25 protein-coding genes and 1 tRNA gene are annotated in these 25,915 nt (G+C 46.1%); 9 read left to right on the plus strand and 17 right to left on the minus strand.

Annotated elements, in window-relative coordinates; genetic code table 11:
• Nucleotides 1–15: 15 nt before the first annotated feature.
• Nucleotides 16–507, minus strand: a complete 492-nt coding sequence (ilvN, locus tag ICN17_RS09130; RefSeq protein WP_216237187.1) for an acetolactate synthase small subunit — start codon at nucleotides 505–507, stop codon at nucleotides 16–18.
• A complete protein-coding gene (locus tag ICN17_RS09135) occupies nucleotides 507–2,294 on the minus strand; it encodes an acetolactate synthase 3 catalytic subunit (protein ID WP_216237188.1) in 1,788 nt (595 codons plus the stop codon). The genes ilvN and ICN17_RS09135 overlap by 1 nt, the downstream gene beginning before the upstream one ends.
• Before the next feature lie 192 nt (nucleotides 2,295–2,486).
• Between ICN17_RS09135 and ICN17_RS09140 the strand changes: the two genes are divergently transcribed.
• Genes ICN17_RS09140 through ICN17_RS09155 form a run of 4 tightly spaced genes read left to right on the plus strand, consistent with a single transcriptional unit; the run spans nucleotide 2,487 to nucleotide 4,710 of the window.
• Entirely contained in the window at nucleotides 2,487–3,056 is a 570-nt protein-coding gene (locus tag ICN17_RS09140; protein ID WP_216237189.1) for an RNA polymerase sigma factor, read from the plus strand.
• Complete coding sequence (locus tag ICN17_RS09145; RefSeq protein ID WP_216237190.1) at nucleotides 3,053–3,514, plus strand: DUF3619 family protein; 462 nt, start codon at nucleotides 3,053–3,055, stop codon at nucleotides 3,512–3,514. The genes ICN17_RS09140 and ICN17_RS09145 overlap by 4 nt, the downstream gene beginning before the upstream one ends.
• Before the next feature lie 14 nt (nucleotides 3,515–3,528).
• Entirely contained in the window at nucleotides 3,529–4,146 is a 618-nt protein-coding gene (locus ICN17_RS09150) for a DUF3106 domain-containing protein (RefSeq protein ID WP_216237191.1), read from the plus strand.
• A gap of 27 nt (nucleotides 4,147–4,173) precedes the next feature.
• Complete coding sequence (locus ICN17_RS09155; protein ID WP_216237192.1) at nucleotides 4,174–4,710, plus strand: RDD family protein; 537 nt, start codon at nucleotides 4,174–4,176, stop codon at nucleotides 4,708–4,710.
• Nucleotides 4,711–4,720: 10 nt separating this feature from the next.
• On the opposite strand, the gene ICN17_RS09160 is transcribed toward ICN17_RS09155, so the two are convergent.
• The 7 genes from ICN17_RS09160 to ICN17_RS09190 form a co-directional block, all read right to left on the minus strand.
• Nucleotides 4,721–7,201, minus strand: a complete 2,481-nt coding sequence (locus tag ICN17_RS09160; RefSeq protein WP_216237194.1) for an ABC transporter permease — start codon at nucleotides 7,199–7,201, stop codon at nucleotides 4,721–4,723.
• Nucleotides 7,198–7,983, minus strand: a complete 786-nt coding sequence (locus tag ICN17_RS09165; protein WP_216237196.1) for an SDR family oxidoreductase — start codon at nucleotides 7,981–7,983, stop codon at nucleotides 7,198–7,200. Before ICN17_RS09165 ends, ICN17_RS09160 begins: the two co-directional genes overlap by 4 nt.
• 42 nt (nucleotides 7,984–8,025) lie before the next feature.
• On the minus strand, nucleotides 8,026–8,652 hold the full coding sequence (locus ICN17_RS09170; protein WP_216237198.1) for a membrane integrity-associated transporter subunit PqiC: 627 nt from the start codon (nucleotides 8,650–8,652) through the stop codon (nucleotides 8,026–8,028).
• Nucleotides 8,649–9,581 carry an MlaD family protein gene (locus ICN17_RS09175; protein ID WP_216237199.1) on the minus strand — a complete coding sequence of 311 codons (933 nt, stop codon included), beginning with the start codon at nucleotides 9,579–9,581 and terminating at the stop codon, nucleotides 8,649–8,651. The genes ICN17_RS09170 and ICN17_RS09175 overlap by 4 nt, the downstream gene beginning before the upstream one ends.
• On the minus strand, nucleotides 9,578–10,345 hold the full coding sequence (locus tag ICN17_RS09180) for an ABC transporter ATP-binding protein (protein ID WP_216237200.1): 768 nt from the start codon (nucleotides 10,343–10,345) through the stop codon (nucleotides 9,578–9,580). Before ICN17_RS09180 ends, ICN17_RS09175 begins: the two co-directional genes overlap by 4 nt.
• On the minus strand, nucleotides 10,345–11,508 hold the full coding sequence (locus tag ICN17_RS09185) for an ABC transporter permease (protein ID WP_216237201.1): 1,164 nt from the start codon (nucleotides 11,506–11,508) through the stop codon (nucleotides 10,345–10,347). Before ICN17_RS09185 ends, ICN17_RS09180 begins: the two co-directional genes overlap by 1 nt.
• A 163-nt stretch (nucleotides 11,509–11,671) precedes the next feature.
• Nucleotides 11,672–11,748 (minus strand) — tRNA-Arg (locus ICN17_RS09190).
• Nucleotides 11,749–11,766: 18 nt separating this feature from the next.
• Here ICN17_RS09190 and greB point away from each other — a divergent pair.
• Nucleotides 11,767–12,267, plus strand: coding sequence for a transcription elongation factor GreB (gene greB, locus ICN17_RS09195; RefSeq protein ID WP_216237202.1), 501 nt, complete (start codon nucleotides 11,767–11,769; stop codon nucleotides 12,265–12,267).
• 14 nt (nucleotides 12,268–12,281) lie between these two features.
• Here greB and ICN17_RS09200 read toward each other — a convergent pair whose 3' ends face one another.
• The 4 genes from ICN17_RS09200 to ICN17_RS09215 all read right to left on the minus strand — a co-directional run bounded on the left by ICN17_RS09200 (nucleotide 12,282) and on the right by ICN17_RS09215 (nucleotide 16,542).
• Entirely contained in the window at nucleotides 12,282–14,594 is a 2,313-nt protein-coding gene (locus tag ICN17_RS09200) for a bifunctional (p)ppGpp synthetase/guanosine-3',5'-bis(diphosphate) 3'-pyrophosphohydrolase (protein ID WP_216861848.1), read from the minus strand.
• A 105-nt stretch (nucleotides 14,595–14,699) separates the two neighbouring features.
• Entirely contained in the window at nucleotides 14,700–14,903 is a 204-nt protein-coding gene (rpoZ, locus tag ICN17_RS09205) for a DNA-directed RNA polymerase subunit omega (RefSeq protein WP_011902918.1), read from the minus strand.
• 45 nt (nucleotides 14,904–14,948) lie between these two features.
• Nucleotides 14,949–15,587 carry a guanylate kinase gene (gmk, locus tag ICN17_RS09210; RefSeq protein WP_216237204.1) on the minus strand — a complete coding sequence of 213 codons (639 nt, stop codon included), beginning with the start codon at nucleotides 15,585–15,587 and terminating at the stop codon, nucleotides 14,949–14,951.
• Between the two features lie 16 nt (nucleotides 15,588–15,603).
• Nucleotides 15,604–16,542 (minus strand): YicC/YloC family endoribonuclease, encoded by a 939-nt coding sequence (locus ICN17_RS09215; protein WP_216237205.1) that lies wholly within the window; start codon nucleotides 16,540–16,542, stop codon nucleotides 15,604–15,606.
• 53 nt (nucleotides 16,543–16,595) lie between these two features.
• On the opposite strand from ICN17_RS09215, the gene rph reads away from it, so the two are divergent.
• From rph to hemW, 3 genes are read left to right on the plus strand one after another with little or no spacing between them, the layout of a single operon-like run.
• Nucleotides 16,596–17,327: a ribonuclease PH gene (rph, locus tag ICN17_RS09220; protein ID WP_216237207.1), complete on the plus strand. Its 732-nt coding sequence runs from the start codon at nucleotides 16,596–16,598 to the stop codon at nucleotides 17,325–17,327.
• 7 nt (nucleotides 17,328–17,334) lie between these two features.
• Nucleotides 17,335–17,925 carry an RdgB/HAM1 family non-canonical purine NTP pyrophosphatase gene (gene rdgB, locus ICN17_RS09225; RefSeq protein WP_216237208.1) on the plus strand — a complete coding sequence of 197 codons (591 nt, stop codon included), beginning with the start codon at nucleotides 17,335–17,337 and terminating at the stop codon, nucleotides 17,923–17,925.
• Nucleotides 17,926–17,930: 5 nt separating this feature from the next.
• A complete protein-coding gene (gene hemW / locus ICN17_RS09230; protein ID WP_216237211.1) occupies nucleotides 17,931–19,112 on the plus strand; it encodes a radical SAM family heme chaperone HemW in 1,182 nt (393 codons plus the stop codon).
• Nucleotides 19,113–19,129: 17 nt separating this feature from the next.
• On the opposite strand, the gene ICN17_RS09235 is transcribed toward hemW, so the two are convergent.
• Both ICN17_RS09235 and ICN17_RS09240 read right to left on the minus strand, forming a co-directional pair.
• Entirely contained in the window at nucleotides 19,130–19,927 is a 798-nt protein-coding gene (locus tag ICN17_RS09235; RefSeq protein ID WP_216237212.1) for an enoyl-CoA hydratase/isomerase family protein, read from the minus strand.
• A 9-nt stretch (nucleotides 19,928–19,936) separates the two neighbouring features.
• A complete protein-coding gene (locus ICN17_RS09240; RefSeq protein ID WP_216237214.1) occupies nucleotides 19,937–20,926 on the minus strand; it encodes a tripartite tricarboxylate transporter substrate binding protein in 990 nt (329 codons plus the stop codon).
• 77 nt (nucleotides 20,927–21,003) lie between these two features.
• Here ICN17_RS09240 and ICN17_RS09245 point away from each other — a divergent pair, with 77 nt between their 5' ends.
• Nucleotides 21,004–22,233, plus strand: a complete 1,230-nt coding sequence (locus tag ICN17_RS09245; protein ID WP_216237216.1) for a CaiB/BaiF CoA-transferase family protein — start codon at nucleotides 21,004–21,006, stop codon at nucleotides 22,231–22,233.
• A gap of 17 nt (nucleotides 22,234–22,250) precedes the next feature.
• On the opposite strand, the gene ICN17_RS09250 is transcribed toward ICN17_RS09245, so the two are convergent.
• Nucleotides 22,251–24,362, minus strand: a complete 2,112-nt coding sequence (locus ICN17_RS09250; RefSeq protein WP_216237218.1) for an alkyl/aryl-sulfatase — start codon at nucleotides 24,360–24,362, stop codon at nucleotides 22,251–22,253.
• An 85-nt stretch (nucleotides 24,363–24,447) separates the two neighbouring features.
• Nucleotides 24,448–25,902 (minus strand): ATP-binding protein, encoded by a 1,455-nt coding sequence (locus ICN17_RS09255; RefSeq protein ID WP_216237220.1) that lies wholly within the window; start codon nucleotides 25,900–25,902, stop codon nucleotides 24,448–24,450.
• Nucleotides 25,903–25,915 lie beyond the last annotated feature (13 nt).

The raw sequence follows: 25,915 nt of genomic DNA on the forward strand, positions 1-25,915 counted from the left end.
AAATCAGTTAAAAAATTAAACTTTGAGGATGCGCTCGCCGCGCCCAATACCAGAACCACCTGAGCGAACGGTTTCGAGAATCGATGCACGATCAATGGAATCGATGAAGGCATCTAACTTAGCGCCATCACCTGTCAGCTCAATGGTGTAACTCTTATCCGTTACGTCAATAATGCGGCCACGGAAAATATCAGTGGTTCGCTTTAGTTCTTCACGTTCCTTACCAACAGCGCGCACCTTAATCATCATGAGCTCGCGCTCAATGTGCGGACCTTCACTTAAGTCAAATACCTTAACAACCTCAACGAGGCGGTTTAAGTGCTTAGTGATTTGCTCAATGACATCGTCCGAACCAATGGTGACAATTGTCATGCGTGATAAAGAGGGATCTTCGGTAGGTGCAACACTTAAAGCTTCAATGTTGTAACCGCGAGCTGAGAACAGCCCCACAACTCGTGATAATGCCCCTGGTTCGTTCTCAATTAATACAGAAATAATGTGTCGCATTAAAGATCCTCACTACCCAAAAGCATTTCAGTAATTCCCTTGCCCGCTTGAACCATAGGCCAAACGTTTTCTTCTGGGTCAGTTTGGAAATCCATAAACACGGTACGATCTTTTAGACGAATTGCTTCCTTGAGCGCGCCCTCAACATCTGACTTCTTCTCAATGCGCATACCAACGTGACCAAAGGCTTCTGCTAACTTCACAAAGTCAGGCAAAGAATCCATGTATGAACTGGAGTAGCGCTTGTTATAGGTAAGCTCCTGCCATTGACGAACCATACCTAAGTAACGGTTATTCAATGAAACGATCTTCACTGGAGTGTTGTATTGCTTGCAGGTAGAGAGCTCCTGAATACACATCTGAATCGAGCCTTCACCCGTAATCGCAAACACATCCTTATCCGGGAATGCTTTCTTGATACCCATCGCGTAAGGCAAGCCTACGCCCATGGTGCCAAGACCACCAGAGTTAATCCAACGACGTGGCTGGTCAAACTTATAGTACTGAGCAGCCCACATTTGATGTTGACCTACGTCAGAGGTGATGAAAGCATCACCACCAGTCAGTTCCCATAACTTCTGAACAACATACTGTGGCTTCACAATCTGAGAAGCTTCGTCGTATTTCAAGCAATCTTTTTTACGCCACTCATTGATCTGATCCCACCATGCGGCAACTTTCTCACCGTTTTTACGAGGTCCAGAAGCTTTAAGTTGCGCAGTCATCTCGACCAATACTTCTTTGAGATTGCCAACAATCGGAACATCCACCTTCACGCGTTTAGAAATCACGGAAGGATCGATATCGATATGAATGATTTTGCGTGGATGACTTGCAAAGTGCTGTGTATTACCAATCACGCGGTCATCGAAACGCGCACCAATTGCAATCAACACATCACTGTGCTGCATAGCCATATTGGCTTCATAGGTGCCATGCATACCAAGCATGCCTACAAACTGTGGGCTAGTACCTGGGAAGCCACCAAGACCCATCAAAGTATTGGTCACTGGATAACCCAAAAGCTCAGCAAACTCTTTGAGCTCAGGCGCTGCGTCTGCCAGAATAATGCCGCCACCAGTGTAAATATATGGACGCTCTGCTTCCTGTAGCAAGGCAATTGCCTTACGAATCTGGCCGCTATGTCCCTTCACTACTGGATTGTAAGAACGCATCTCCAGAGTTTCTGGATACACAAATGGTCCCTTAGTTGCTGATACATCCTTAGGGATGTCGATCAACACTGGTCCGGGACGACCTGTCTGTGCAATGTGAAAGGCTTTCTTCAATACCAAAGGAAGATCTTTAACATCCTTTACCAAGAAGTTATGTTTCACAATTGGGCGAGTAATACCGACGGTATCGGCTTCTTGGAAAGCATCTTCGCCAATTGCATAAGTTGGCACGTTGCCGCTAATGATCACCATTGGGATCGAGTCGGTATACGCCGTCGCAATTCCGGTAACCGCATTGGTCACACCAGGACCTGAGGTTACCAATGCAACGCCAACCTTACCGGTTGCACGTGCGTAACCATCGGCTGCATGCACGGCTGCTTGTTCATGACGAACAAGAATGTGTTCAAACTTATCTTGTTTAAAAATTTCATCGTAGATAAAGAGAACAGAACCGCCTGGGTAACCCCAAACGTATTCAACTCCTTCTTTGTGCAAAGCTTGCACGAGCATCTCAGCACCAATCATTTCTGGAGGTGCGGCTACGATATTTTGATTTGCTGAGTCTTTGTTAGCTTTAGTAGCTAAAAATTCGGCGCTGCTTGTATTCATTTTCTTTCGTCCTTTGCAATTTTCGGCAAAAAATTGTTTGGTCTGCTCTATCTCTTGCTTGTGGCCCGAGTTCGAACGGCGCTGCTACCGGAAAAACCACTTCTTGAATGAGAATCTAGGTAGTAAGCCTTATATTCTATAGCAATCCCCTAAAATAGCCCAATTCTTACCGATTCAGGTCTAATCCATTGCATGGCATCAGCCCAAGAACTATCCGACTTTCTGAGCAGTGTCGAGCAGCGTGCTTTTAAGCAAGCCGTATATGCCGTGCGTGATGATGACGCCGCCATGGACATTATTCAGGACGCCATGATCAAATTGGCTGAAAAATACGGTGATCGCCCAGCTGCCGAGCTTCCCCTGGTATTCACGAGAATTCTGCAAAACCGGATCCACGACTGGTTTAGGCGCCAAAAGGTCAGAAATACCTGGGTAACCCTGTTTTCCAACATGGGTAAGAAAACCGATGAAAACGATGATTTTGACCCTTTAGAGTCACTTTCAGCCCCAGATGACAGTGAAATTCACCAAGATGGGGCTCAAAAACTCGAACAGAGTCAGCTTTTACAGGCTTTGGAGTCAGAAATTGCTAAATTACCTGTACGTCAACGAGAAGCCTTCCTGATGCGTTATTGGGATGAGCTAAGTATTACTGAAACCGCTAAAGCAATGAGTTGCAGTGAAGGAAGTGTCAAAACCCATTGTTCTAGAGCCACCCAGACCCTAGCTAAAGCATTGAAATTAAAAGGAATTACGCTGTGAAACACTTTGATGACCAACTGACCGAGACCCAAGCAGACCAATTTGGCCGTGCTAGTGCCGCCCTGCTTAGCCAAGGTGCCCACAGTCTGCCTGCTGGTATTAAAGACCGCCTCCATGCAGCGCGTATGAAAGCCCTCTCTGTTAGAAAAACAGAAAAAGTTTTTGCTAATAAACCCGTATTTGCAGGCGCCGCCGGTAACTGGAGCTCTGGATCAAATGGTATGTGGGATATGTTTGGCTGGATAGCGCCCCTCGCGGTACTAGTATTTGGATTAATCGGTATTGCTCACTGGCAAAATGATTCTCGTATCAACGATATTGCCGAAGTGGATGCGGCGCTACTGTCTGATGATGTCCCACCTGATGCTTATGCTGACAATGGCTTCTTAGCCTTCCTGAAAAATGGTCCTCTATCTGATTCTGGTGATTCCGCTACAGACTCAGTTCAAAGCAAATAATTCAGCACCTTTCGATGTTACGGACACCGAAGTCTTTTATTGCTAGCGCTTATGCAGCGCTAGTGATCTGCTCGCTTGGTATTCATACATCGACCGTTCTTGCACAAGCAACGCCAAGCGCTGCTCACGGAAAAGCTCCAGCCATTCCAGAAAAGAAACCAGATGGAACATGGGAAGGTCTCAAACCCGCACAACGGCAGATTCTAGCTCCCTTGGAAAGTGATTGGGATTACATGCTTCCCGATAGTCGTAAAAAATGGATCCAAGTAGCCAATATCTATCCAAAAATGAGCCCACAAGATCAGCAACGCTTGCAATCTCGCATGGCAAGCTGGTCAAACCTTTCTCAGAAAGAGCGTCGTATTGCGCGTGAGAACTATTTGAGCAGCCTCAAGTTTCCTGCTGAGAAAAAAGCTGAGGCTTGGACGGCTTATCAAAAGCTCAGTGATGAGCAAAAGAAAAAATTGGCTGAAACTCAGACCAAGAAAAAGCCAAATGCCATCAATGCGCCTACACTACAGCAGCACGCCATTAACCCAAATACCACTCCGGCTCCACCAGCTCCAAATCCAAGAAGCCTCCCGGCCGAACCTGCTGGCTCAGCCCCTGAGAGCAGCGCACCCAACAACTAGTATTTTGATGACACTCAAAGCGGTTTTATGACGCCAGCCGAACTCAAAGTCCTACCTTCCCCACAATTTTGGCGCCGTGTTTCATGCTGCTTGTATGAGCAGCTTGTGCTTCTTGGGGTTATCGCGCTCACCTTTTTACTTCCCAACCTGGGCCTCGGTATTTTGTTTGGAGTTTCACTACCAAGCTGGTTAACATTTTTATATCTCTACACCGTCTTAGGCATTTACTTTATTTGGTATTGGACAAAGTCGGGCCAGACATTGGCGATGCAAACTTGGCGTGTTCGCTTGATTGATCAGCAAGGCTATACACTCAAAAAACGTCAAGCTTTTTGGCGCTATATTTACGGCTCTCTCTGGCTTATTCCTTGCGTTCTATTGCAATGGGCATTCCACCTAGAGAAATGGCAAATTATTGAAATGCTTTTTGCAGTGGCCCTCTTTTTTTGGCCGCTCACGATTTATTTAGATCGCAGAGATCCAATGCAACGTCAAGGCTTAGCCGATCGTTTTGCAGGCACACGCCTAGTTGAGCTGCCTAAGAACTTAGTAAAACTAACTTAGTGAAGTTAACTTAGTGGCTCTCTCTTAAGCATTCAATTGCAGTAGCACTCTGAATCTTTTGACCAAAGCGATATCCAGCCGCTAGACAAGCAATTACGCCAAAGCAAACTCCCATGAGGAGTGACTGACCAAAGGCGTTAAATTCAATCTCCATGACATAGTGGCCCAAAGCCCAGGCAGCAGCTCCTGCCGCAAGGCCTGCCAAAGTGCCGGCAACAAAACCAATCACTAGTAATTCAACGCGCGCAATACTGGCCAATGTGCTGCGTGAAGCACCAATCGCTTTTAATAAGGCAGCATTGCGATATCGATCGTCCTGGGTTGCTGAAATAGCGGCCACCAGCACTAAGACTGCTGCGGCGATCGTAAATGCGAATAGCAATCCGAGTGCTGCAGAGAGCTTATTCAAGACATCTTGTATTTGGTTTAGTGAGGCCGATACATCAACGACTGTAAGATTGGGATAAGTTTGCGTCATCTGAAAATCAAGCGCTCCTTGATGTGGGTCTTGATAGTAGGAAGTAATCCAGGACTGTGGCAAAGCATTTAATTGCGCAGGCGGCATGATCACAAAGAAATTGACCCGCATCGATCCCCAGTCTAATTTACGCAGCGAGGTGATGGGCGCAGTAATTTTTTCGCCTGCCACCTCAAAAGTCAGTTGATCGCCCATCTTGAGTTTGAGTGTTTTAGCAATTCCCACTTCCATGGATATCTGCGGACTATCACCTGAGATCCATTTGCCCTCAGTCAGGCGGTTGCCTGGCGGCAACTGATCGGTATAAGAGAGATTAAATTCTCGGTCTACTAAACGTTTAGCGTTATCTTCCACAAAATCATTAGGAGAGATGTCGCGCGCATTTATCTCAACCAAGCGACCTCGAATCATAGGGTAAAAGTCTGGCTTTGTTACACCGGCATTGACTAAGGAGTCGGTGATATTCGACTTTTGATCGCCCTGCACATTAATCATGAAACGATTAGGTGCATCTGATGGGATATTTCCTTGCCAGGTATTTAACAAATCTTGACGTAACAACAAGATCATTAATAGCGCCATTAAAGCAATACCCAGTGAAGTGATTTGCATCACTACAAAACCCGAACGCCTGCTTTGCGCAGTAATCGCAAACCGAATAGCAAAGTTCTTTGTCTGAATTCTGCTTAATATCTTGAGAACCATCCAAGCACAAGCAGAAAACACCACAATCGCCCCGCCAAAACTCAGGCCAGCCCAAAAGGCTAACTTTAAGTCTCGTGCTGCGAGCGCTATGAGGACGGCTGCTGTACCCAAGCCAAAGGTGGCAACCCATATAGCCGAGCTATTGATACCTTCAAATTCTTTACGGATGAGTCGTATCGGTGAAATCTTCACCAATGAAAAGATTGGTGGTCCAGCAAAACCAATCAACAGAAAAAAGGTAAAGAGTGAGCTCCAGATAACAGGCCAGACTGAAATACTGGGCAAGCTTGTCAAAATCAAATTTCCTAGCAAGAAGGTTAATGCCAGTTGGACTAAATAGCCGAGAGCGGATCCCAGTAGCGCAGCAAAGAGCCCCAAACCTAGAATTATTTTGAATTGTTTTCTTAAAATAATGGATGTAGTCGCGCCAAAGCATTTGAGAACAGCACAACCATCAGCCTGTTTTAGCGCATAACGACGCGCTGATAAAGCAATTGCTACAGCAGCTACCATGGCGGTAAGCACGGCGATCAGGGATAAAAAGCGCTCTGCCCGCTCTAAAGTCTTTCGCATTACAGGCTGTGCATTTTCTAGCGTCTCAATTCGTAAGCCACGCAAGCCCTCAGAATCAATATAGCCCTTGACCCATTTTTCATATGACTGAACTTGTTCATCATCGCCTGCAAGCAGCAAGCGATAGGTCACCCTACTGCCAAGCCCGATTAAACCCGTAGCTGGTAAATCCTCTAATGACATCATCACGCGTGGTGCAAAGTTCATAAAGCCCGCACCGCGGTCTATTTCACGCTCAAGCACACCAGCAATTTGAAATTTTTTCTGTCCCAGCGTCATTTGATCGCCGAGCTTTGCCTGCAAACTACTCAGCATGATCGGATCGACCCACACAGAACCAGATGGTGGCCCAGACTTAAAAATTGAGCTGCTCGTCTGCACCTGTAGAGCACCGCGTAATGGATATAGTGGACTTACGGCTTTTAAAGAAGCTAATTTACTCTGCGATCCCACAGTTGCCATACTCGGGAACACAATCGTCTGAGCAATCTTCAGATTCTGACTAGCTGCTTGCGTAATAAATCGCTCTGGGAGCGGCTGATCTGAAGCAATCAGTACATCAGAGGCAAGTAATTGGCGGGCATCGAATTGAAATGCCCTTTGCATACGATCAGCGAGAAAACTAACGCTGGATAAAGCTGTAACCGAAAGTGTTAGCGCAATAAATAGCCAAGCCAGCTCGCGAGAGCGCAGCTCTTGTCTAAGACTCTTGAGAAAGTCGGCTATCAGCTTCAAATTGCCTGAATCTGACCGCCGTCTATACGCATGACAGTGCCAGTAATAAAGGAGGCATTCTGGCTAGCCAGAAATGCTGCGGCATCACCATACTCTTGAGGGTCTCCATAACGACCCATCGGAATCTGCTGTAGGCTTGCCTTCACTGCATCCGCGTAAGAAATATTCTCACGTTTAGCTTTGGCTTCATCCAATTGGCGTAAGCGATCAGTTGCAATACGACCCGGCATGATGATGTTCACAGTCACACCTTCATGCGCCACTTCAGCAGACAATGTTTTAGACCATGCCAGCAGTGCGGCCCGCAAGGTATTAGAAATCGCTAAATTTTTAATTGGGGCAATGGCGCCTGAGGTGGTACTTGTAATAATGCGCCCCCACTGACGCTCCCGCATACCGGGTAATACACGGTCAGTAATAGCAATGAGTGACAGGACCATATCGTTAAAGCTTTTTTGCCAAAGAGCAGGATCCTGACCGGCAGCTAAAGTTGGAGGCGGCCCACCAGTGTTATTAATCAAGATATCAATTGGGCCTAGCTCTTTTTCAACTTGAGAAACCAAGCCATCAATCACGGAAATATCTGAGAGATCCCAGTTCAGCGCCAAAGCTTTACCGCCAGCCGCCTCAATCAATTCAACCGAATGCTTTAGGCCTTCGGGATTACGGCCAGTGACAGCTACCTTCACACCCTCGCGCGCCAAGGACACTGCCATAGCTTGACCTAGGCCACGGCTAGATGCCATGACTAATGCAACCTTACCTTTAATTCCTAAATCCATTTTGTCTCCTAAATACTATTGATATGTAGATTTGCTTTTAGATCAATACCCCATGGGCTTGGGCAGATTGGCAGCATGTTGATCTAGCTGCGCCTCATATTCCTTAAAAATCTCTGCAAGAGCCTGTTGTTGGCCCATTACTAAGGCTGCTGGTGTGTTGTCTTTTAAAGCAATACGTTTGCTATATCGATTGCTACCAATTAGGGGATTACCTTTACCGCTATTAGTCACAGTCAAGAAAAACTCGATACTCACTACAGCTTCGGGCTTTACACGATAGTCGCCATAGAATTCATTAACGGTTGCTTGCAGGGTGTAATAAGGAAAGAAGCTGTTGCTTTGCCCTACTGCCGCAGAAAATATCCCCGACTTGTTAATCCATTGACGCTCCGCATTCGAAATCATATCGGCTGGCAATGTCGTATAGACGTTATAAAAATCTTTTTCAAAACGCTGATCGCCAAGGCGGTAAACCAAAGATCTACCATCGTATGGTGGCGCTACAGAAACAGAGCCAATTTTGAGCCAAAGGCTTGAGCGATTCTTGAGAGGTTCACCACTGCGCTCTGGATTTACCATAAAGGCAGTTGGAGTAACAGGCGCTCGGCTTGGTAATGAGCAGGCAAATAAACCTAAAACTACGACAGAAAGAAGAATGCGCTTCATCATTTTTGAACTCCAGATTGTCCTTGCGTGCCATTCATCGGTAGTACGATTTTTGGAGGTGGCTCACCCCAAATCAAACTTGATGGGGATTGACTAGCTATGCGGCTGAACTCATTGAGATTTTCAGTGGTTTGCTTCAGATTTTCAATTGTTGCGGTAGTGTCCCCTTGAATGCTAGTGACCGTTTGTCGCAAGGAAACAATAGTTCCGATCAATTCACGCATGAGAATAGTTAACTCTTCCTTATCAGTTACCTTAGCAATACGCTCCATAATGACATTGAGAGATTGAACTGAGCGCACTAGGCCTTCATGGCTCTTACCATCACCAGCCATGAGAGTATTTAAATTAACCAACAGTTGATCAAACTTCTTTTGTGTTTCCTCAATATTTGTATGATTAAGCGTGCTTACAAATTTTTGTAATCCGGAAATAATTTCATCCGCTTGATTGGGAAGAGAGGGTATTACTGGCTCTGCAGGCTTCCAGGGATACACAAGTGGAGTGTACTCAGAATTATTACTAGTGAAATCAAACTCAACATAGTTAACACCTGTGATGCCCATAGACTTGACGCGTGCCCGCAGATTATTTTTAACAAAGTCCTCAATCTGACCCTCGGTTAATTTATCCCCAAAGATTTGCATACGTATCACTACGTATTGGAGACGCTTCTCGAAGGGAGTGTCTTTTTCATAGATATCACCCGATAGTCCAATCATGGTGACTTGGCCAATCTTGACGCCCCTAAAGCGCACTGCAGCACCCGTATCAAGACCAGTAACAGACTGCTTCAAGTAGGTTTCTACGACAAAGGATTTTTGGAACAATTGACCTGATCCGAAGACCAAAATAATTGCTATTAGTACTCCGATTGCGGCAAGGACAAAAACGCCTAAACGGAAATAATTTGGATTGGAATGATTACTCATGCAGCTTCCTTGCTCATCATGCGATTGAAGAATTGATGGACCCTGGGATCGGGACTGGCATCTCTTAACACTTTCGGGTCGCCCTGGGCAATGATGCCCTTGCTTTCCTTATCCAACATAATGACCTTGTCTGCAATAGCATAAATACTGGCTAACTCATGCGAGACGATCACAAACGTAATTCCTAAATTTTTAGAGAGATCCAAAATCGTACTATCTAGATCTGCTGAAGTAATGGGGTCAAGACCTGCAGAGGGCTCATCTAAGAACAAGATCTTAGGATCTAAAGCCATTGCTCTAGCAATGGCAGCACGCTTTTGCATACCACCGCTAATTTCATTCGGCATATAGCTCTCATAGGGTAATAGGCCTACTAAATCTAACTTACAGCGCGCTAATAGGTCCATCTGCTCTTGCTGGAGATCGGTGTACTCCTGCATAAATAGCGTCACGTTATCCAACAAGTTCATCGAACCAAATAATGCGCCTTGTTGATACATCACACCAAAGCTAGTCATAATCTTTTGGCGCTGCGCACCAGTTGCAGTAGTGATATTCATATCTTCAATGAGGACATCGCCTGATATGGGCTCATATAGACCAAAGAGATTTTTCAGTAGGCTTGATTTTCCACAACCGGAACCGCCCAAGATCACAAAGATCTCACCATAATTAACCGAGAAGTTGAGATTTTGCAAAAGAATATTTGAGCCGTAACCTACGGTCAAATTCTGAACATCAATCGCAAGTGCGTTCTGGTCCATTAGAAGCCTGTCTTATAGGAGATGTATGCGAAGATGCCGTCTACCACCACAATCATGACAATACTGCTGACCACCGCACGGGTAGCAGAGATACCAACTGCTGCTGCACCAGTGCCAGTTTGCATGCCACGCAGACAGCCAACAGCAGACACGACAACACCAAACAAGGTTGCCTTAATAAGTCCAGAGCCAATATCCTCAATCGTCACCGTTTGCACCATCCCGTTCCAAAAATTGATGAATGGGATGTCATAAGCCAGCATCGTCACCATAGAAGCAAAAATACTCACGATGTCAGCAAATAAGGTGAGAACTGGCATCACTAAAATTCCGGCAAGCACACGGGGTACCACCAGGAAGCGAATTGGACTCAGGCCACCAGTTACCAATGCATCAACTTCGCTATTTACAGTCATGGTGCCAATCTCAGCAGCAAAAGCGGCTGATGAACGACCAGCAAGCAAGATTGCCGTAATCAAAGGACCCATCTCGCGCACAATACCCAGCGCCGCCAAAGGACCAACAAAAGAGACTGCTCCAAACTGCTTCATCCCAATTGCAGCCTGAAAGGACAAAATAACGCCAATGAGGAATGACACTAAACCAACGATTGGTAAAGCTGCAATACCTGCTTGAACTGCCGCATTAACAAAGTCGCCCCAGCGCACTTGATTTGGATTACGTAAGGACCAAAATAAATCAGCCGCTAGGTGGCCAGTAAAAGTCACGAGGCCTTTGGCATCGTCTAATAAAACCTGGGTAACTTTGCCAGTTTCAACGATGAAACCGCTCTTGAGAGTCGCTTTGGGAACTGGAAATAAATTAACGATTGGGTCAAACTCTTTGAGCAATGGTTCATATTTAGGATCTAATCCCACTATGGAAAACTTGCCACCCGATTTTTGTTGCGCCTCTTCAAGGTCAATTAAAAATGCAATGCCTGCGACATCGAGCGATGCAATATGAGTGGCGTCAAAAACCAATGAGTGACTACCTGAACTTTTTAACCAGGCATCTTGTTGTTCGCGTATTTGAGTCCATACATTTGTCAGCGAATAGACATCCACTTTGCCAGTAACCAAAACCTTGGCATTCTCTGAGTCGACCAATACCCACTTCGCAATCGAAGTATTTACTGTGGCGGTATCGGTACTGGTCGTCATTATCAAAAAAAGGGGTTCTAGTAGGCTTCTAAAGTGCTAATACGGGTGATTACGGCAATTTCGCTAAGAGCATGAAATCGTCCAATCCCAACTATAAGGGATCTTCATGAAGGGCTTGGGAAAGTGAAAAGGGCCCAGTTTTTCAACTAGGCCCTCAATAAAATGGTGCGGCTGGCAGGAATTGAACCCACGACCCCTTGGTTCGTAGCCAAGTACTCTATCCAGCTGAGCTACAGCCGCAACAGCCATAATTATGCCATGGAAGAGAAAAACTACATTACACCCACTGGCCACGAACGCATCAAAGCCGAGCTTCTGCAGCTCTTGAACCTTGATCGGCCTGAGGTAGTAAAGGTAGTTCACTGGGCCGCCTCCAATGGCGACCGTTCGGAAAATGGGGACTATATATATGGCAAAAAGCGGCTTCGGGAGATTGACCGCCGGATTCACTTTCTCAATAAAAGACTGGAATTTGCCATAGTTGTAGACAATTTAGCCCGCAAAAATGGGGATGCTGATGCCGAACAAGTCTTCTTCGGCGCTACCGTTACCTACTCCTCGCTAGAGGGTCCAGATGCTGGAAAAGAAACCGTAATCACAATTGTGGGAGTGGATGAGGTTGATCTTGAGAAAGGCCACGTCAGCTGGGTATCACCGATTGCTAAAGCTTTAATCAAAGCAAGATTAGGGGATTGCGTGTCAATCCAAACTCCTACCGGACCTTGTGAAATTGAAATACTAGACGTCCAGTATCTCTAGAATGATTTAGGGGTTTAAAGCGCCCTAGTGCGAGTCACTCGCATCACATCATGGTTGGTGCGTAGGCTGCGCATGACCTTTGATAAATGCAAACGATCATATACCTGGATCGTGAAACGAATAGTGACCGAGTCTTCTTTGTAGCGATCTTCCATCGATACATTCATGATGTTTGAATCTGCGGAAGTAACACTGCTAGCAACTCGTGCTAGAACACCTTTACCCTGGCGAGTATCAATCGCTAAATCAACTTCAAATTCACGATGAACTTCTTTACTCCACTCTACCTCGACCCACTTATCACCATCCTTTGATAGCATCCGCAGGGCAACTGGGCAATCGTTGGTATGTACTTGTAGGCCCTCACCCTTACCGAGATAACCAATAATGTTATCGCCGGGTATTGGATGGCAGCATGTCTGAAAGCTAATTGAATTGCCTTCACGCCCATCCACCAAGATGGCCTGGCGCTGATGGTGACTGACCTCAGTAGTCGATGCTATCCAATCAGCAGCACCCAAACGCATTTGATCACCGCCACCCTCATCATCTATCAAGATCTTAAGACGAATTGCGAGCTCTTGAGGCGATCTTCTACCTAATGCAATATTGACGCATGCCTCTTCACGTGTTTTATCGCCGGTCCAATGCATTAACTTTTCCCAAATCTCTGGGGTAATCAAAGCAGCATCAACACCCTGCTGCCGAAGACCATTGGCCAAGAGGCGTTCGCCCAATTGCAAAGATTCAGCGTAATGTTTTGTTTTTAAGGAATGTCGTATAGAGGCGCGCGCTTTACCAGTACGTACAAAGGCTAACCAACCAGGATTTGGCTGGGAGTTTGCCGAAGTCACCACTTCAATAATGTCACCATTCTTGAGTTCGCTGCGTAGCGGTAATTGCAGGCCGTTAATTTTTACAGCAACACAATTGTTTCCAAGGTCACTATGAATGGAGTATGCAAAGTCTAGTGCTGTTGCGCCCCGAGGCAAGGCTCTGATTTGACCTTTAGGAGTAAAGACATAAACCGCATCCGGGAACAAATCAATCTTGACGTGTTCTAAAAATTCTTGAGAATCGCCACTGCTATCCTGAATATCAATTAAGGACTGTAGCCACTGATGAGCGCGGTTCTGCACCTCACTCATATCCGGTGATCCATCCTTGTAAGCCCAGTGCGCAGCAACCCCCGCCTCTGCTACCGCATGCATATCCGTTGTACGAATCTGGAACTCCACAGGAACACCTGATGGACCTAATAAAGTTGTATGTAGCGATTGATAGCCATTGAGCTTAGGAATCGCGATGTAATCCTTAAACTTGCCTGGCATTGGCTTGTAGAGAGAATGCAAAATGCCCAAGGCGCGATAGCATTCATCAATGTTATGCACTGTCACACGGAAGGCATATACATCTAGAACTTGAGAAAAACTCACATGCTTGCTACGCATCTTGTTATAGATGCTGTAAAGCGTCTTTTCTCGACCGCGCAGATCCACTTCGAGATTGGCCTTTGCGAAAGACATCCGCGAGGCTTGCAAAATCTTCTCAATGATTTCCTTACGATTACCGCGCGCCCTTTTTACTGCACCCTCAATGACGCGAAAACGCATTGGCATGGAATAGCGAAAACTCAGATCCTGCAAATCACGGTAAATAATGTTTAAACCTAAGCGGTGTGCAATTGGCGCATAGATTTCGATTGTTTCTGCGGCAACCCGACGACGCTTTTCCATCGGGACAGCATCTAAGGTTCGCATATTGTGCGTACGGTCAGCCAGCTTAACTAAGATGACTCGGACATCACGCGCCATCGCCATAAACATTTTGCGAAAGCTCTCTGCTTGGGCTTCAGCATGGCTTTGGAACTCTAATTTATCAAGCTTAGTGAGGCCTTCTACGAGTTCGGCAACTTTAGTGCCAAACTTTTCAACCAAGTCAGCTTTAGTCGAGCCGGTATCTTCAATCACATCATGCAATAAAGCTGCCATGATCGAGGGCGCATCTAGGCGCCAAGTTGCACATAACTCAGCTACTGCAACTGGATGGGTAATGTAAGGCTCACCACTGTGACGGTATTGCCCTAAGTGAGCAGTATCTGCAAACTGAAATGCTTTTTTGACTAGCGCTACTTCATCAGGCTTCAGATAAGTAAGCTTCGAGAGTAAGTTCTCGGTTGAAACAACTTGATGTTTTAAGGGGGTAATGGGCGCAGATGTTGGCCCAAATAGATGGCGACTTGATTGCGCTAGCAATGTTGCTAGAACTGATTTATTACCGCCATCTTGATTGATTTGCTTTAATGTATCTGAAGAGATATTCAACAGATCAGCTTGGGATGCTCCAAGCGAAGTCTCTCTAGGCGAGACCCCTCCTACTAATTCCGATGTTTTGACTGTTCCTAAAGGGAGCTCCACACCGGAACTCCTAAATTACAAAGGTACTTTGGTCAGCATGTCACGGTCAGTCACACCAGCAGCAACTTCGCGTAAGGCAACTACTGTTGCTTTATCTCTGGACTCAACACGTGGAGAGTGACCTTGAACCAGTTGTCGCGCGCGATAAGTCGCAGCCAAAACCAGTTCAAAACGATTTGGGATAGTTTTAAGACAATCTTCTACAGTAATACGGGCCATCCTGAACTCACTTAAATTTAGCTTCAATACCTATAGGATAACTGATTAGACCCCGAGACGCTTCAAAAGGGCTGGATTTCTGGCCATGCTGGGCCCAGAACGCAGGCGACTGGAGGCCAAAATATGTTTTAGATCCATTAGGGCCTGTTCAAAGGAGTCATTAACCACAATGAAGTCAGCCTCATGGGCATGCTGTAATTCAATATGAGCAGCTGCTAAACGCCTCTGAATAGTAGCTTCATCATCCTGCCCACGTTTACGTAAGCGTTCTTCTAAAGCCGCAATAGAGGGTGGAAAAATGAAGATCCACTGAACTGATGGAATCAATTGACGAATCTGTTGTGCGCCTTGCCAGTCGATCTCAAGCATGACATCACTGCCCGCTTCCATTTGAGATTCGATCCAAGGTTTAGATGTGCCATAAAAATGGCCATGCACTTCCGCCCACTCTAAAAAGAGGTTTTGATCTCTCTCGCGGATAAATTCTTCTTTTGATACGAAACGATAATTTTTGCCATCCACTTCTCCTGGTCTTGGAGCGCGCGTAGTAGTTGATAGAGATAGTTTCAATCCCGGGTCATCTTTTAATAAAGCGTCCACTAAAGAAGATTTGCCTGCGCCAGATGGGGCAACAATCATCAGCATGCTGCCTTGATATGAAGGGTTCTGGTTTAGATTGGTCATAAAGTAATTGTACGGATTACTCTAGGTTTTGCACTTGTTCGCGCATTTGCTCAATCAAGAGCTTGAGCTCTAGAGCAGCCTGAGTACATTCTTCAGAAACTGACTTTGAACTTAAGGTATTTGCTTCACGATTAAGTTCTTGCATCAAGAAATCTAAACGCTTACCGACGGGCCCTTTGCCCGCTAGAGCAGTATCAACAGCTTGCAGGTGGGTCTTCAGACGGGCAAATTCTTCGGCAACATCAATTCGTACTGCATAGAGAACGACTTCTTGACGAATCCGCTCCATCAACTCAGTGCCAGATCCACTTGAACTCTTTCCTTGTTCTTGGGCTGCTAAAGCTTCTGCTAAACGTTCAGTGAGCTTTTCTTGATATTGCGCTACATATTGAGGAACTTTGGGTTCGATCACTTTTACAATCTCACGCATCTTAGTGGTGATACTGGTGAGAACACCAACCAAGGCTTTGCCCTCAGCATTGCGACTATCCATTAAGACTGTTAAGGCTGCTTTGCCAGCTTCAATCGTAGCCGCAATCCAGCCCTCTTCCTCACCACGGGGCTCGGATACTACTCCGGGCCAACGTAATACATCGGCAACACTTAACTCTCTCGCATTAGCAAAAGTTTCCTGGGCCTGAGCTTGAAGAGCCTTGAGCGCCTCTAAGCGATCTTGATTGAGAGCGCCCAGAGCCTGTGGATTCGCTTTGACTGCCCCACCACTGCTATTGATACGCCAAGCAGCCCTAAACTCCACCTTACCCCGTGAGAGACTCTGGCTTACCAGCTCTCGCAAAGCAGGCTCTGCCCCACGGCATTCGTCTGGGAGACGAAAACCTAAATCCAGAAAGCGGCTATTCACAGCCCGACATTCCACCTGCAGATCAGCAACTACGCCCGCTCCTAGGGAGACTTGGCGAGAAGCGCTGCCATAACCAGTCATGCTCGATATCATATGGACATTGTAGATTCTTATTTGTTCCAACCCAAACCTTTAGGCAAAATTCGATGAGCACCCAATCTATCACCCGTCCAAGTGGCCGTAAGCCCAAAGACTTGCGTCCTGTCACGATTTCTAGGGCCTTTACTAAGCACGCTGAAGGTTCTGTACTAATCGCCTTTGGAGACACCAAGGTGCTATGTACTGCCAGTATTTTGGATAAAGTGCCGCCACATAAAAGAGGTTCAGGCGAAGGTTGGGTTACTGCTGAATACGGCATGCTCCCGCGCTCCACTCACACCCGCAGTGATCGTGAAGCTGCACGCGGTAAACAATCAGGCCGTACCCAAGAAATTCAGCGTCTCATTGGTCGCGCTATGCGCAGTGTCTTTGATCTCCAAATTTTGGGGGAACGCACGATTCACTTAGATTGCGACGTCCTGCAAGCTGACGGCGGTACTCGTACCGCTTCAATTACTGGAGCCTATGTTGCGGCACGTGATGCAGTTAATCATTTGCTCAAGAGTGGCGCCCTCACTCAAGACCCCATCATTGATAGCGTAGCTGCCATCTCCGTTGGCATCTATCAAGGCACCCCCGTTTTAGATTTAGATTACCCTGAAGATTCTGCTTGCGATACCGATATGAATGTTGTGATGACTGGTAAAGGCGGCATGATTGAAGTGCAAGGTACTGCTGAGGGAGTAGCCTTCTCCAGAAGCGAGCTCAACGCCCTGCTCGACTTGGCTGAACAAGGCATCCACGAGCTGACCCAACTGCAAATTGAAGCGTTGAAGTAAATCGTCAATGCAAAAGCTTGTACTCGCCTCTAACAATGCTGGCAAGGTCAAAGAGTTTCAGGCGCTTTTGGCGCCATTACAGTTTGAGGTGATTCCGCAAGGAGTGCTGGGCATTCCATCAGCGGAAGAGCCCTTCCAAACCTTTGTTGAAAATGCTCTAGCTAAGGCACGTCATGCTAGTAGCGCTAGCGGTTTACCAGCGCTAGCAGATGACTCCGGTATTTGTGCTCATGCTCTAGATGGTAGGCCCGGTGTTTACTCTGCTCGTTATGCAGGTGAGAACGCAAATGATGTAGCCAATAATGAAAAACTCATTACTGAATTAAGCAATCAATCCGATCGAAGCGCACATTATGTTTGCGCCCTTGTCTTCATGAATAGTGCCGATGATCCAAATCCCTTGATTGTTGAAGCTAGCTGGCATGGAGTCATCATCGATCCGGCCAAAGGGAACAATGGCTTTGGTTATGATCCGCATTTTTTTCTTCCAGAACTCGGTAAGACGGCTGCCGAACTCGATCCTGCGCAAAAGAACTTAATTAGCCATCGTGGTCAAGCTTTACGTGAACTCATTCGTCAATTACAAGCCCGTACTTAATTACTGTGCTCAATCAACCCACCCTCACTGCATTACCGCCCTTGGCTTTGTATATTCACTTTCCCTGGTGTGAAAAGAAATGTCCTTACTGTGATTTCAACTCCCACCAAATTAAAGATCCCACTTCTAATTCCTTAGGCGGCTTTGATGAGCAACGGTATATTCATGCTCTCATTGCCGATCTTGAAACTGAGCTGCCAAATACCTGGGGTCGCCAAGTGCACAGCATCTTTATTGGTGGTGGCACACCCAGCCTCTTATCTGCTGCTGGCATGGATCAGCTACTGTGCGCTGTTCGCGCCCGCATCAATTTAGAGCCCGATGCGGAGATTACGATGGAAGCGAATCCAGGATCTGTGGAGGCCGATAAGCTGGCAGGCTTTGCCAAGGCAGGAATTAATCGGGTGTCTCTAGGTATTCAGAGCTTTCAGGATGAGCAACTCAAAGCACTGGGCCGTATTCACAATGGTGCTGAAGCAAAACGTGCTGTACAGATTGCGCTTGATCACTTTAAGTCCGTCAATTTAGATCTGATGTATGGGCTGCCTAATCAAAGTTTTGAGGCAGCAAGATCGGATATTGAAACTGCGCTGTCTTTTAAGACACCCCATCTCTCTTTGTACAACCTCACGCTTGAGCCTAATACTTACTTTGCTAACTTTCCTCCGAAGTTACCGAGTGATGATGAGATTGATGCCATCTTCGAACAGAACTTAGAACTTCTGATGAAAGCGGGCTATAAGCGCTATGAAGTTTCTGCTTATGCCAAGAAAGATCAGGAATGCAAACATAACCTGAACTACTGGCGCTATGGTGATTACATCGGCATTGGCGCAGGCGCCCATGGCAAGATTTCTTATCCGGGAAAGATTACTCGCCAAGTTCGAGAACGCCACCCCGAAACCTATATGCAAGCGATGGAGTCCAAAGGCAATGCCCTGATTGAGTCTCGCGAAATTGCCGTTAAAGATCTTCCTTTTGAGTTCATGCTGAACGCTCTGAGACTTACCGATGGCGTTGATACCAACACCTTTAGTGAGCGAACTGGTTTACCTTTGAGTCTGATTAGCAAAAGTCTGGATGAGGCAAGTAAAAAAGGTTTGCTAGATGAGAATCCAAGTAAGTTAAAGCCAACTACTTTGGGTCTACGCTACCTGAATAATCTACAAGAAATGTTCTTGGACTAAAAAGCTTTCTGATCTTTTTACTTACCAGTCCAAACGGGTGGCTCGCCTTTTAAAAAGGAAGTAACACCATTTTTAAAATCCTCACTGCCATACGTTTCCCGAATCAGATCTTGGCAATCCGGCAATTGACTAGCAATGATTCTGGCCATTGCCAGCTTGCTCGCTTTTTGCGTAATGGGGGCGAGTTTTAATAAGCGCTCAGCCAAGGCGTCCGCCTCTTTGCCAAGCTGCTCTTGATCATAGGTAGCTAACAAATAACCTTGCGGCTTGAGTTCACTCGCTGGAATCATTTCAGCAAGTAGAAGCATGCGTCTGACGATATTCATACCCATATGGGCAGCCAACCAGGCGATATTGCCTGGATAGAGGCAATTGCCCAGGGTTCTAGCGATGGGTACGCCAAACTTGGCATCTGGTGTGGAGATTCTGAAATCACAACACGTTGCAATGGCTAAGCCACCACCTACTGCCATGCCATCAATCACTGCGATGGTGGGAATCGGCAATGATGCCAAGGGGTTGAGATAGTCATGTATCGCTTCTTCGTAACGAACACCATCTTCACCATCTTTAAAGCTAGTAAATTGCGCAATGTCGCTGCCAGAGACAAAGGACTTGCCACCTGCCCCACGAAAGATAGCCACACGAATCGCAGGATTCTTAGCAATATCCAAACAAATGGATTTAAGGCTTTCATACATGCCAACCGTCATGGCATTGCGTGCTGCTATGTGATCAAAAGTGATGTAAGCAATTTTGTCGCGCAACTCGACCGTGACTTGCGCGACCTTAGCTTCCAAATCCTTTTGCGTCATGAAGAAAGCTTATTCAGCCTTAATGTTTAAGCTCTTTACCAAGCGCTGGTATTTAGCAAGTTCGCCTGCAAGGAAAAGACTAAAGGCTGCAGGAGTTGTTGGCCCTTCAGGCTGCAATCCCTGTGAATCTAGCGTCTTCTTGATCTGTGGATCCGCCATTGCAGATTTAACTGCTTGATCGATCTTATTGACCACTGCTGGATCCATGCCTTTAGGGCCCATCACGGAATACCAATTAGTCACATCAAATCCAACAATACCGACTTCGTTAAAGGTTGGAACATTCGGGAGTATCGATAAACGTTTTGGGGTTGAGATCGCCAATGCTTTGAGGCCGCCCTGATTAATTTGCTGTAAGTTTGGCGGCAAAGTATCAAAGTTCATCGTGATCTGGCCACCGAGTAAATCGATAATCGCTTGGCCACTGCCCTTGTAAGGAACGTGATTAATGGAGATGCCGGCAATTTTCGAAAAGAGCGCGCCCGCCAAATGCTGGGTACTACCAATACCAGAGGAACCATAAGTCATCTGCCCTGGATTAGATTTGGCAAGCGAAATCAATTGCGCTACTGAGTTCACAGGCAATGATGATTTAACAACCAATACGTTTGGCACATAGCCCAAGTAAGTAATCGGCGTAAAGTCTGTCGCTGGATTGTAGGGCACGGTTGTCAATACAAACGGTGCGATCGCATTTGAATTGGAATGCCCCATGAGCAAGGTGTAACCATCTGGATTGGATTTGGCCACTAAATCAGCACCAATTGTTCCAGCTGCACCAGATTTGTTTTCAATAATGATGCTTTGGCCCAAGATCTCGCTCATCTTCGGGGCAATGGCGCGAGCAACAATATCAGTACCGCCACCAGGCGCAAATCCCACGATCAAGCGAATAGGTTTTGTAGGAAATGCTTGCTGAGCGAATGCAAAGAATGATGAGCAAGTCAGCGTTAGGGCAATCAGGCCACGAACAGCCAGCTTTGGTAATTGAATCAACATACAGTCTCCAAATATTGTTTTAATTGTGTTTGATACTATTAGATATTCATTCTAAACATATAAAAACCATCGAGACAATGACGAAAACACCTACTTCTAACCCTTCTTCTAGGCCCTTACCCCTCGCTGGAGTAAGGGTACTGGACGTGAGTCAGGTCATGGCTGGTCCCTACTGCTGCATGCTCTTAGCTGACCTTGGTGCCGATGTCATCAAGATCGAACCTCCTGGAACTGGTGATCAAACTCGGGGAGCTATGGGTTTCAAGATGAAGGGCTCGGACAGCATGGGCTTTTTGAACATGAATCGCAATAAGCGTAGCTTGACCCTCAATCTCAAAACCGATGCGGGCAAGAAAGTCTTTTTTGAATTGGTAAAGACTGCCGATATTCTGGTGGAGAACTATCGACCAGGTGTCATGAAAAAACTGGGGATTGATTACCCTACTCTTCAGACTATTAATCCTGGCCTGGTCTATGCCAGCATCTCTGGTTTTGGGCAAAGTGGTCCCTGGGCAGATCGCCCTGGTTTTGATTTAATGGCGCAAGCCATGTCTGGCGTGATGAGTGTGACTGGCTATCCTGATGGTCCACCCGTCAAGGCAGGTGTTCCGGTAGCCGATATTGGCTGTGCCCTGTTTGCGGTTTACGGCATCTTGTCTGCTTACATTGGTAAAACCAAATCAGGTGAAGGTCAATTTATTGATGCCTCACTATTTGATTCCGCTTTAGCGTTTTCTATTTGGGATACAGCGCAATACTGGGGCACTGGGGTTGAGCCCTATAAGCTGGGTACCGCAAATCATATGAGCGCCCCCTACCAAGCCATGAAAGCTTCTGATGGCTATTTCGTGATGGGCGCTACCAACCAAAAGTTATGGAAACTCCTTTGTGAAAAAATGGACCGTCCTGAACTATTTGAAGATGCTCGCTTTAAAACCAATCCACTACGTTTAGCCAATCGTTTAGAGCTTGCTACTGAACTAGAAAAAACATTTATCACTAGGGCCAGTGATGAGTGGGTTGATGATCTATTGGCCGCAGGCATTCCAGCAGGCCCAATCAATACCTACCCAGAGGCGTTTGATAGCGAACATGGCCGTCATCGCAACATGCGGATGGAAATTGATCATCCGGTTGAAGGAACGGTTCCCAATATTGGTTTTGCCGTCAAGATGATGGGTACTCCGCAACGGGTACGCAAGCACCCTCCTTTGCTGGGCGAGCACACGAGTGAGATTCTTGCTGAACTGGGCATTGCTGGCGATGAACTTAAAACCTTAGAAGCTGGCGGCGCCTTTGCGCCTTGAGTCACCCTACTGCAGGCTTACTCGCCTGCAGTAATTGCCATGTCTTGAGCAGCAAAAGGATCTTTCACTACTTTTGGCGAAGACTTGACATCGAGCTTCTTAGCCTTAGTACCTGGCATCAACTCAAAATCAGGGGTAAAAATCGTCAATGTGCTCTTGAGTTGATCAAAGGATTTACGGTCGCCATCAAATCTGGCCTTACCTTCAGAGAGTAATTTTTCAAAGGTAGTCTGGCCACCCATGACCTTCTCTAAATCACTGCGATCTAAGGTGATGGTGAGATTGGGATTTTTTGCTTGCTGTCCTTTGATATTGGTAAGCGCAGAGTTACTCATCTCAATCACAAACTTCTCGCCATTATCTGGAGTACTCAGGTTAATAGTGAATTTCATGCCAGCAGCTTTTTTGCTATCCATGCTGATCGCCAAGGAATTGAGCCATAACTCTGTAGTCATGGCTTTAATCATGTCAGGCCCATTGGATTTCGGTGACGCTCCAGATGGCATGCCATGACGCAACTCGTACGCGGCACCCAAAAAGCTGTTGCGCACACTAGGACTCTCTTTTTGATAACCAATCTGCTCAAAGATATCTGCCAGTAAATCTTTTGCTGCAACGTTATTAGGTTCAGCATAGACCAGTTTATTCACTATCTCCATCGCTTCGCGATACTTTCCTTGCTTATAAAGTGACTTGCCTTTTGCCATGATTTTGGCTGGGCCACCCATCATCTCGACATAAAGAGGTGCAGAATCTTTTGGCGATAAGGGAATTAATGTAGCTGGATTTGCATCCCAATAACCAAGATAACGATTAATCACTGCACGACTATTATGCTCTTCAGAGCCATGATAGCTATGGGCTGCCCATTGTGACTTCAGGCTTTCTGGCTGCTTATAAACGTTATGCACTTCGTTGATCGTCACACCATTGTTGGCTAGATGCAAAACTTCATTGTTCAGGTGCGCATAGCTATCGCGCTGAGTGCGCATCACTTCTTGAATACGCTCATTACCCCACCGTGGCCAGCTATGTGATGCAAACATCACTTCTGCTTCATTGCCATAGCGATATAAGGCGTTATTAATATTTTTAGACCAAGCTAAGGCATCCCGCACTAAGGCGCCCCGCAAGGTATAAATATTGTGGATGGTGCCCGTGATGTTTTCTGCAGCCCAGAATGCTTTGAGCTGCGGGAAATACGTATTCATCTCTGCAGGCGCTTCAGTGCCTGGCGTATTTTGAAACTCCATTTCAACGCCATCCACTGTCATCTTTTCAAATGGCTCATTAATGAGAATAGTTGGCTCAATTAAACCGAGATTCCCTGCGGCAGTATTTTTACCAATCGATTGATCCACGTGACCAAATGGGCTGCGGGGCAACAAGACGCCATACTGAAAATACATCCGGCGTGTCATCGCATTACCTGCGTACACATTCTCAGCTACGGCATGATCCATAAAGCCAGCTGGGGCAATAATTTTCACTTTGCCGCTCTTCACATCAGCCTCATCCACCACGCCACGAACACCACCAAAGTGGTCTCCATGAGAATGGGAATACACCACTGCCACTACCGGGCGCTTGCCAAGTTTTTCGTTCACCAACTCTAGGGCAGCTCTTGCAGTTTCCTTAGCGGTGAGCGGATCAAACACAATCCAACCCGTATTGGTCTTCACAAAACTAATGTTGGCTAAGTCAAAGCCGCGGACTTGATAAATCTTGCCAGGAACAACCTCATAAAGGCCATAGCCCATATTAAGAATTGCTTGGCGCTGCAGTGATGGGTGCACACTATCAAAGTCTTTGCCTTGTAGTAAGAACTCATAACTACCCATATCCCAGGCAACGTTTCCGGCATCTGCCATGATGGTCTTATAAGCCGGAGCAGCAATAAATCCTTTTTTGGATTCTTCAAAGTCACGCTTATCCTCAAACGGCAGCGACTTGCGTAAACCGTTTTGTAGCTCAACCGTAAAACTGGAAGGGGCTTTGCCTTTGACATCAAAATGCTTGCCTTGCATTGCGCCTGGGTCTACAACTACACCGCCTCCGCCTGCTGCAAATGCGAGCCCTGAAATAAGAAGAGATGCTAAAAGAGCGTAATTGGTGAGTATGGGTTTCATGCCTTAGACCTAGTTATCAATGAAGAGATTCAATAATATGAGCCAGGGGTAGCATAGCAATTAGCCCTTAGGCTAATACCATTAGCTAAACTTGAGTTGAGCGAATCGCCTCCGGTGGTAGCTGAAAAACAAACTTAGCCCCACCGCCGGGATTAACTTCAAACCAAATAGAGCCGCCATGACGACTAATGATGTGCTTGCATAGCCAAAGACCTAAGCCCATGCCAGAACCCTTTGTGCTGGAGAGCAATTCAAATAAGTGAGACTGTGACTCCTCAGATAAGCCCTCACCATTATCGGCAACAGAAAACTGCACACCAGCATCAGAGTGCACACCCTCAATCGTCAGCTTCTTATCGATTCGATCTGAAGTAGTCAAAGCTTCAATACCATTATTAATTAAGTTCAACATGACCTGCTGGATTTCACTAGCGTTAGCACTAGCCAGTAAATTGGGTCGCAAACGCAGTACTACCTGGATATTTTTTGCTGTGAGTTCGGGTTTAGCAATATTGAGTACTGTCTGAACCAAGTCTCCCAGGTTCACTTGTGAAGTATTGACTTCTCCGTCTGAGAAAATCGAGCGCAGCGAACGAATAATCCTTGCAGCACGTTGATTATCTGATAGCAAGGTAGCCAATATCTCCTTTTGGAGTTCAGGATTGAATTCACCCTCTGCCAGTTTCTTTTGTAAGAACTGAATATTTAAGCTCGACGCGCCAAGCGGTTGATTAAGTTCGTGGGCAATCGATGCAGATAATGCGCCTGTGCTTGCACTCTTATTGGCTTTGAGCAAAGAGCCTATTAATTGCTCACGCTCTTGCAAAAGCAGCTTAATTTCTTGGTTTTCATTTTGGGATTTCACATTAGCAATAGCAATCTGTTCGGCCCAATAACCACCGATGGCAACATAGGACAGCGTTGTCATTACCAGTTGCGCGATTGTGAATAGGATCAGCATCTGAGGAATTTGCTCCACTTGCAAAATCGGTAATGCAGAAGCTGTCAAAATAGCAATGCGACCTAAAGCAAAGAACATTTCTGCAGAAGTGGCATATTGCAGATAAAGTAATTGCTTAGAGGGGGATATCTTATTCTTCCGAATAAGCACAATGATTTGCCAACCATAGAGTGCAGATGCTAGACATCCCATGAATATGGTACGAATTTCGAAATTAGCATTCAAGCGCATGTACTCGAAAACAACGATGAATATGACGAAGGAAATACCAAATCCAACTTTTAAGCTCGTGGAAATTTTTCCAATGAGAGATCTAGAAAATAGCGCCTGAAGAACGGCTGCTACATAAAACAAGGTGTTTGCTATCGTGAAATTAAATTGGGGATTTTTAATATCTACCACCATTAATACCCCGGTTCCAAATACTAGTAAGGCCAGAATACTAGTCAGCAGCGAAGACATCCAATAAGGACTTGGCTTCACTAGATTCTGCGTGCGGTAGTAGTGGAATACACCAAAAAATAGGCCCATCTGAATAATGGCCAGAATAAAGAAATAAATAGATATCAATAGCTTCACGACTTAATGTTAC

Origin of the sequence: Polynucleobacter sp. 73C-SIWE (assembly GCF_018882465.1) — a bacterium.
Classification (GTDB): domain Bacteria; phylum Pseudomonadota; class Gammaproteobacteria; order Burkholderiales; family Burkholderiaceae; genus Polynucleobacter.

Excerpts from the sequence above, each read along its gene's own strand:
- rpoZ (WP_011902918.1), bottom strand. The coding sequence starts at position 14,903 with ATGGCCCGTATTACTGTAGAAGATTGTCTTAAAACTATCCCAAATCGT.
- ICN17_RS09185 (WP_216237201.1), bottom strand. The coding sequence starts at position 11,508 with ATGACGACCAGTACCGATACCGCCACAGTAAATACTTCGATTGCGAAG.
- ICN17_RS09165 (WP_216237196.1), bottom strand. The coding sequence starts at position 7,983 with ATGGATTTAGGAATTAAAGGTAAGGTTGCATTAGTCATGGCATCTAGC.
- greB (WP_216237202.1), top strand. The coding sequence starts at position 11,767 with ATGGAAGAGAAAAACTACATTACACCCACTGGCCACGAACGCATCAAA.
- ICN17_RS09170 (WP_216237198.1), bottom strand. The coding sequence starts at position 8,652 with ATGATGAAGCGCATTCTTCTTTCTGTCGTAGTTTTAGGTTTATTTGCC.
- ICN17_RS09155 (WP_216237192.1), top strand. The coding sequence starts at position 4,174 with ATGACGCCAGCCGAACTCAAAGTCCTACCTTCCCCACAATTTTGGCGC.
- rdgB (WP_216237208.1), top strand. The coding sequence starts at position 17,335 with ATGCAAAAGCTTGTACTCGCCTCTAACAATGCTGGCAAGGTCAAAGAG.
- ICN17_RS09180 (WP_216237200.1), bottom strand. The coding sequence starts at position 10,345 with ATGGACCAGAACGCACTTGCGATTGATGTTCAGAATTTGACCGTAGGT.
- ICN17_RS09245 (WP_216237216.1), top strand. The coding sequence starts at position 21,004 with ATGACGAAAACACCTACTTCTAACCCTTCTTCTAGGCCCTTACCCCTC.
- ICN17_RS09240 (WP_216237214.1), bottom strand. The coding sequence starts at position 20,926 with ATGTTGATTCAATTACCAAAGCTGGCTGTTCGTGGCCTGATTGCCCTA.
- ICN17_RS09150 (WP_216237191.1), top strand. The coding sequence starts at position 3,529 with ATGTTACGGACACCGAAGTCTTTTATTGCTAGCGCTTATGCAGCGCTA.
- ICN17_RS09215 (WP_216237205.1), bottom strand. The coding sequence starts at position 16,542 with ATGATATCGAGCATGACTGGTTATGGCAGCGCTTCTCGCCAAGTCTCC.
- ilvN (WP_216237187.1), bottom strand. The coding sequence starts at position 507 with ATGCGACACATTATTTCTGTATTAATTGAGAACGAACCAGGGGCATTA.
- ICN17_RS09175 (WP_216237199.1), bottom strand. The coding sequence starts at position 9,581 with ATGAGTAATCATTCCAATCCAAATTATTTCCGTTTAGGCGTTTTTGTC.
- ICN17_RS09135 (WP_216237188.1), bottom strand. The coding sequence starts at position 2,294 with ATGAATACAAGCAGCGCCGAATTTTTAGCTACTAAAGCTAACAAAGAC.
- ICN17_RS09140 (WP_216237189.1), top strand. The coding sequence starts at position 2,487 with ATGGCATCAGCCCAAGAACTATCCGACTTTCTGAGCAGTGTCGAGCAG.
- ICN17_RS09250 (WP_216237218.1), bottom strand. The coding sequence starts at position 24,362 with ATGAAACCCATACTCACCAATTACGCTCTTTTAGCATCTCTTCTTATT.
- gmk (WP_216237204.1), bottom strand. The coding sequence starts at position 15,587 with ATGACCAATCTAAACCAGAACCCTTCATATCAAGGCAGCATGCTGATG.
- rph (WP_216237207.1), top strand. The coding sequence starts at position 16,596 with ATGAGCACCCAATCTATCACCCGTCCAAGTGGCCGTAAGCCCAAAGAC.
- ICN17_RS09235 (WP_216237212.1), bottom strand. The coding sequence starts at position 19,927 with ATGACGCAAAAGGATTTGGAAGCTAAGGTCGCGCAAGTCACGGTCGAG.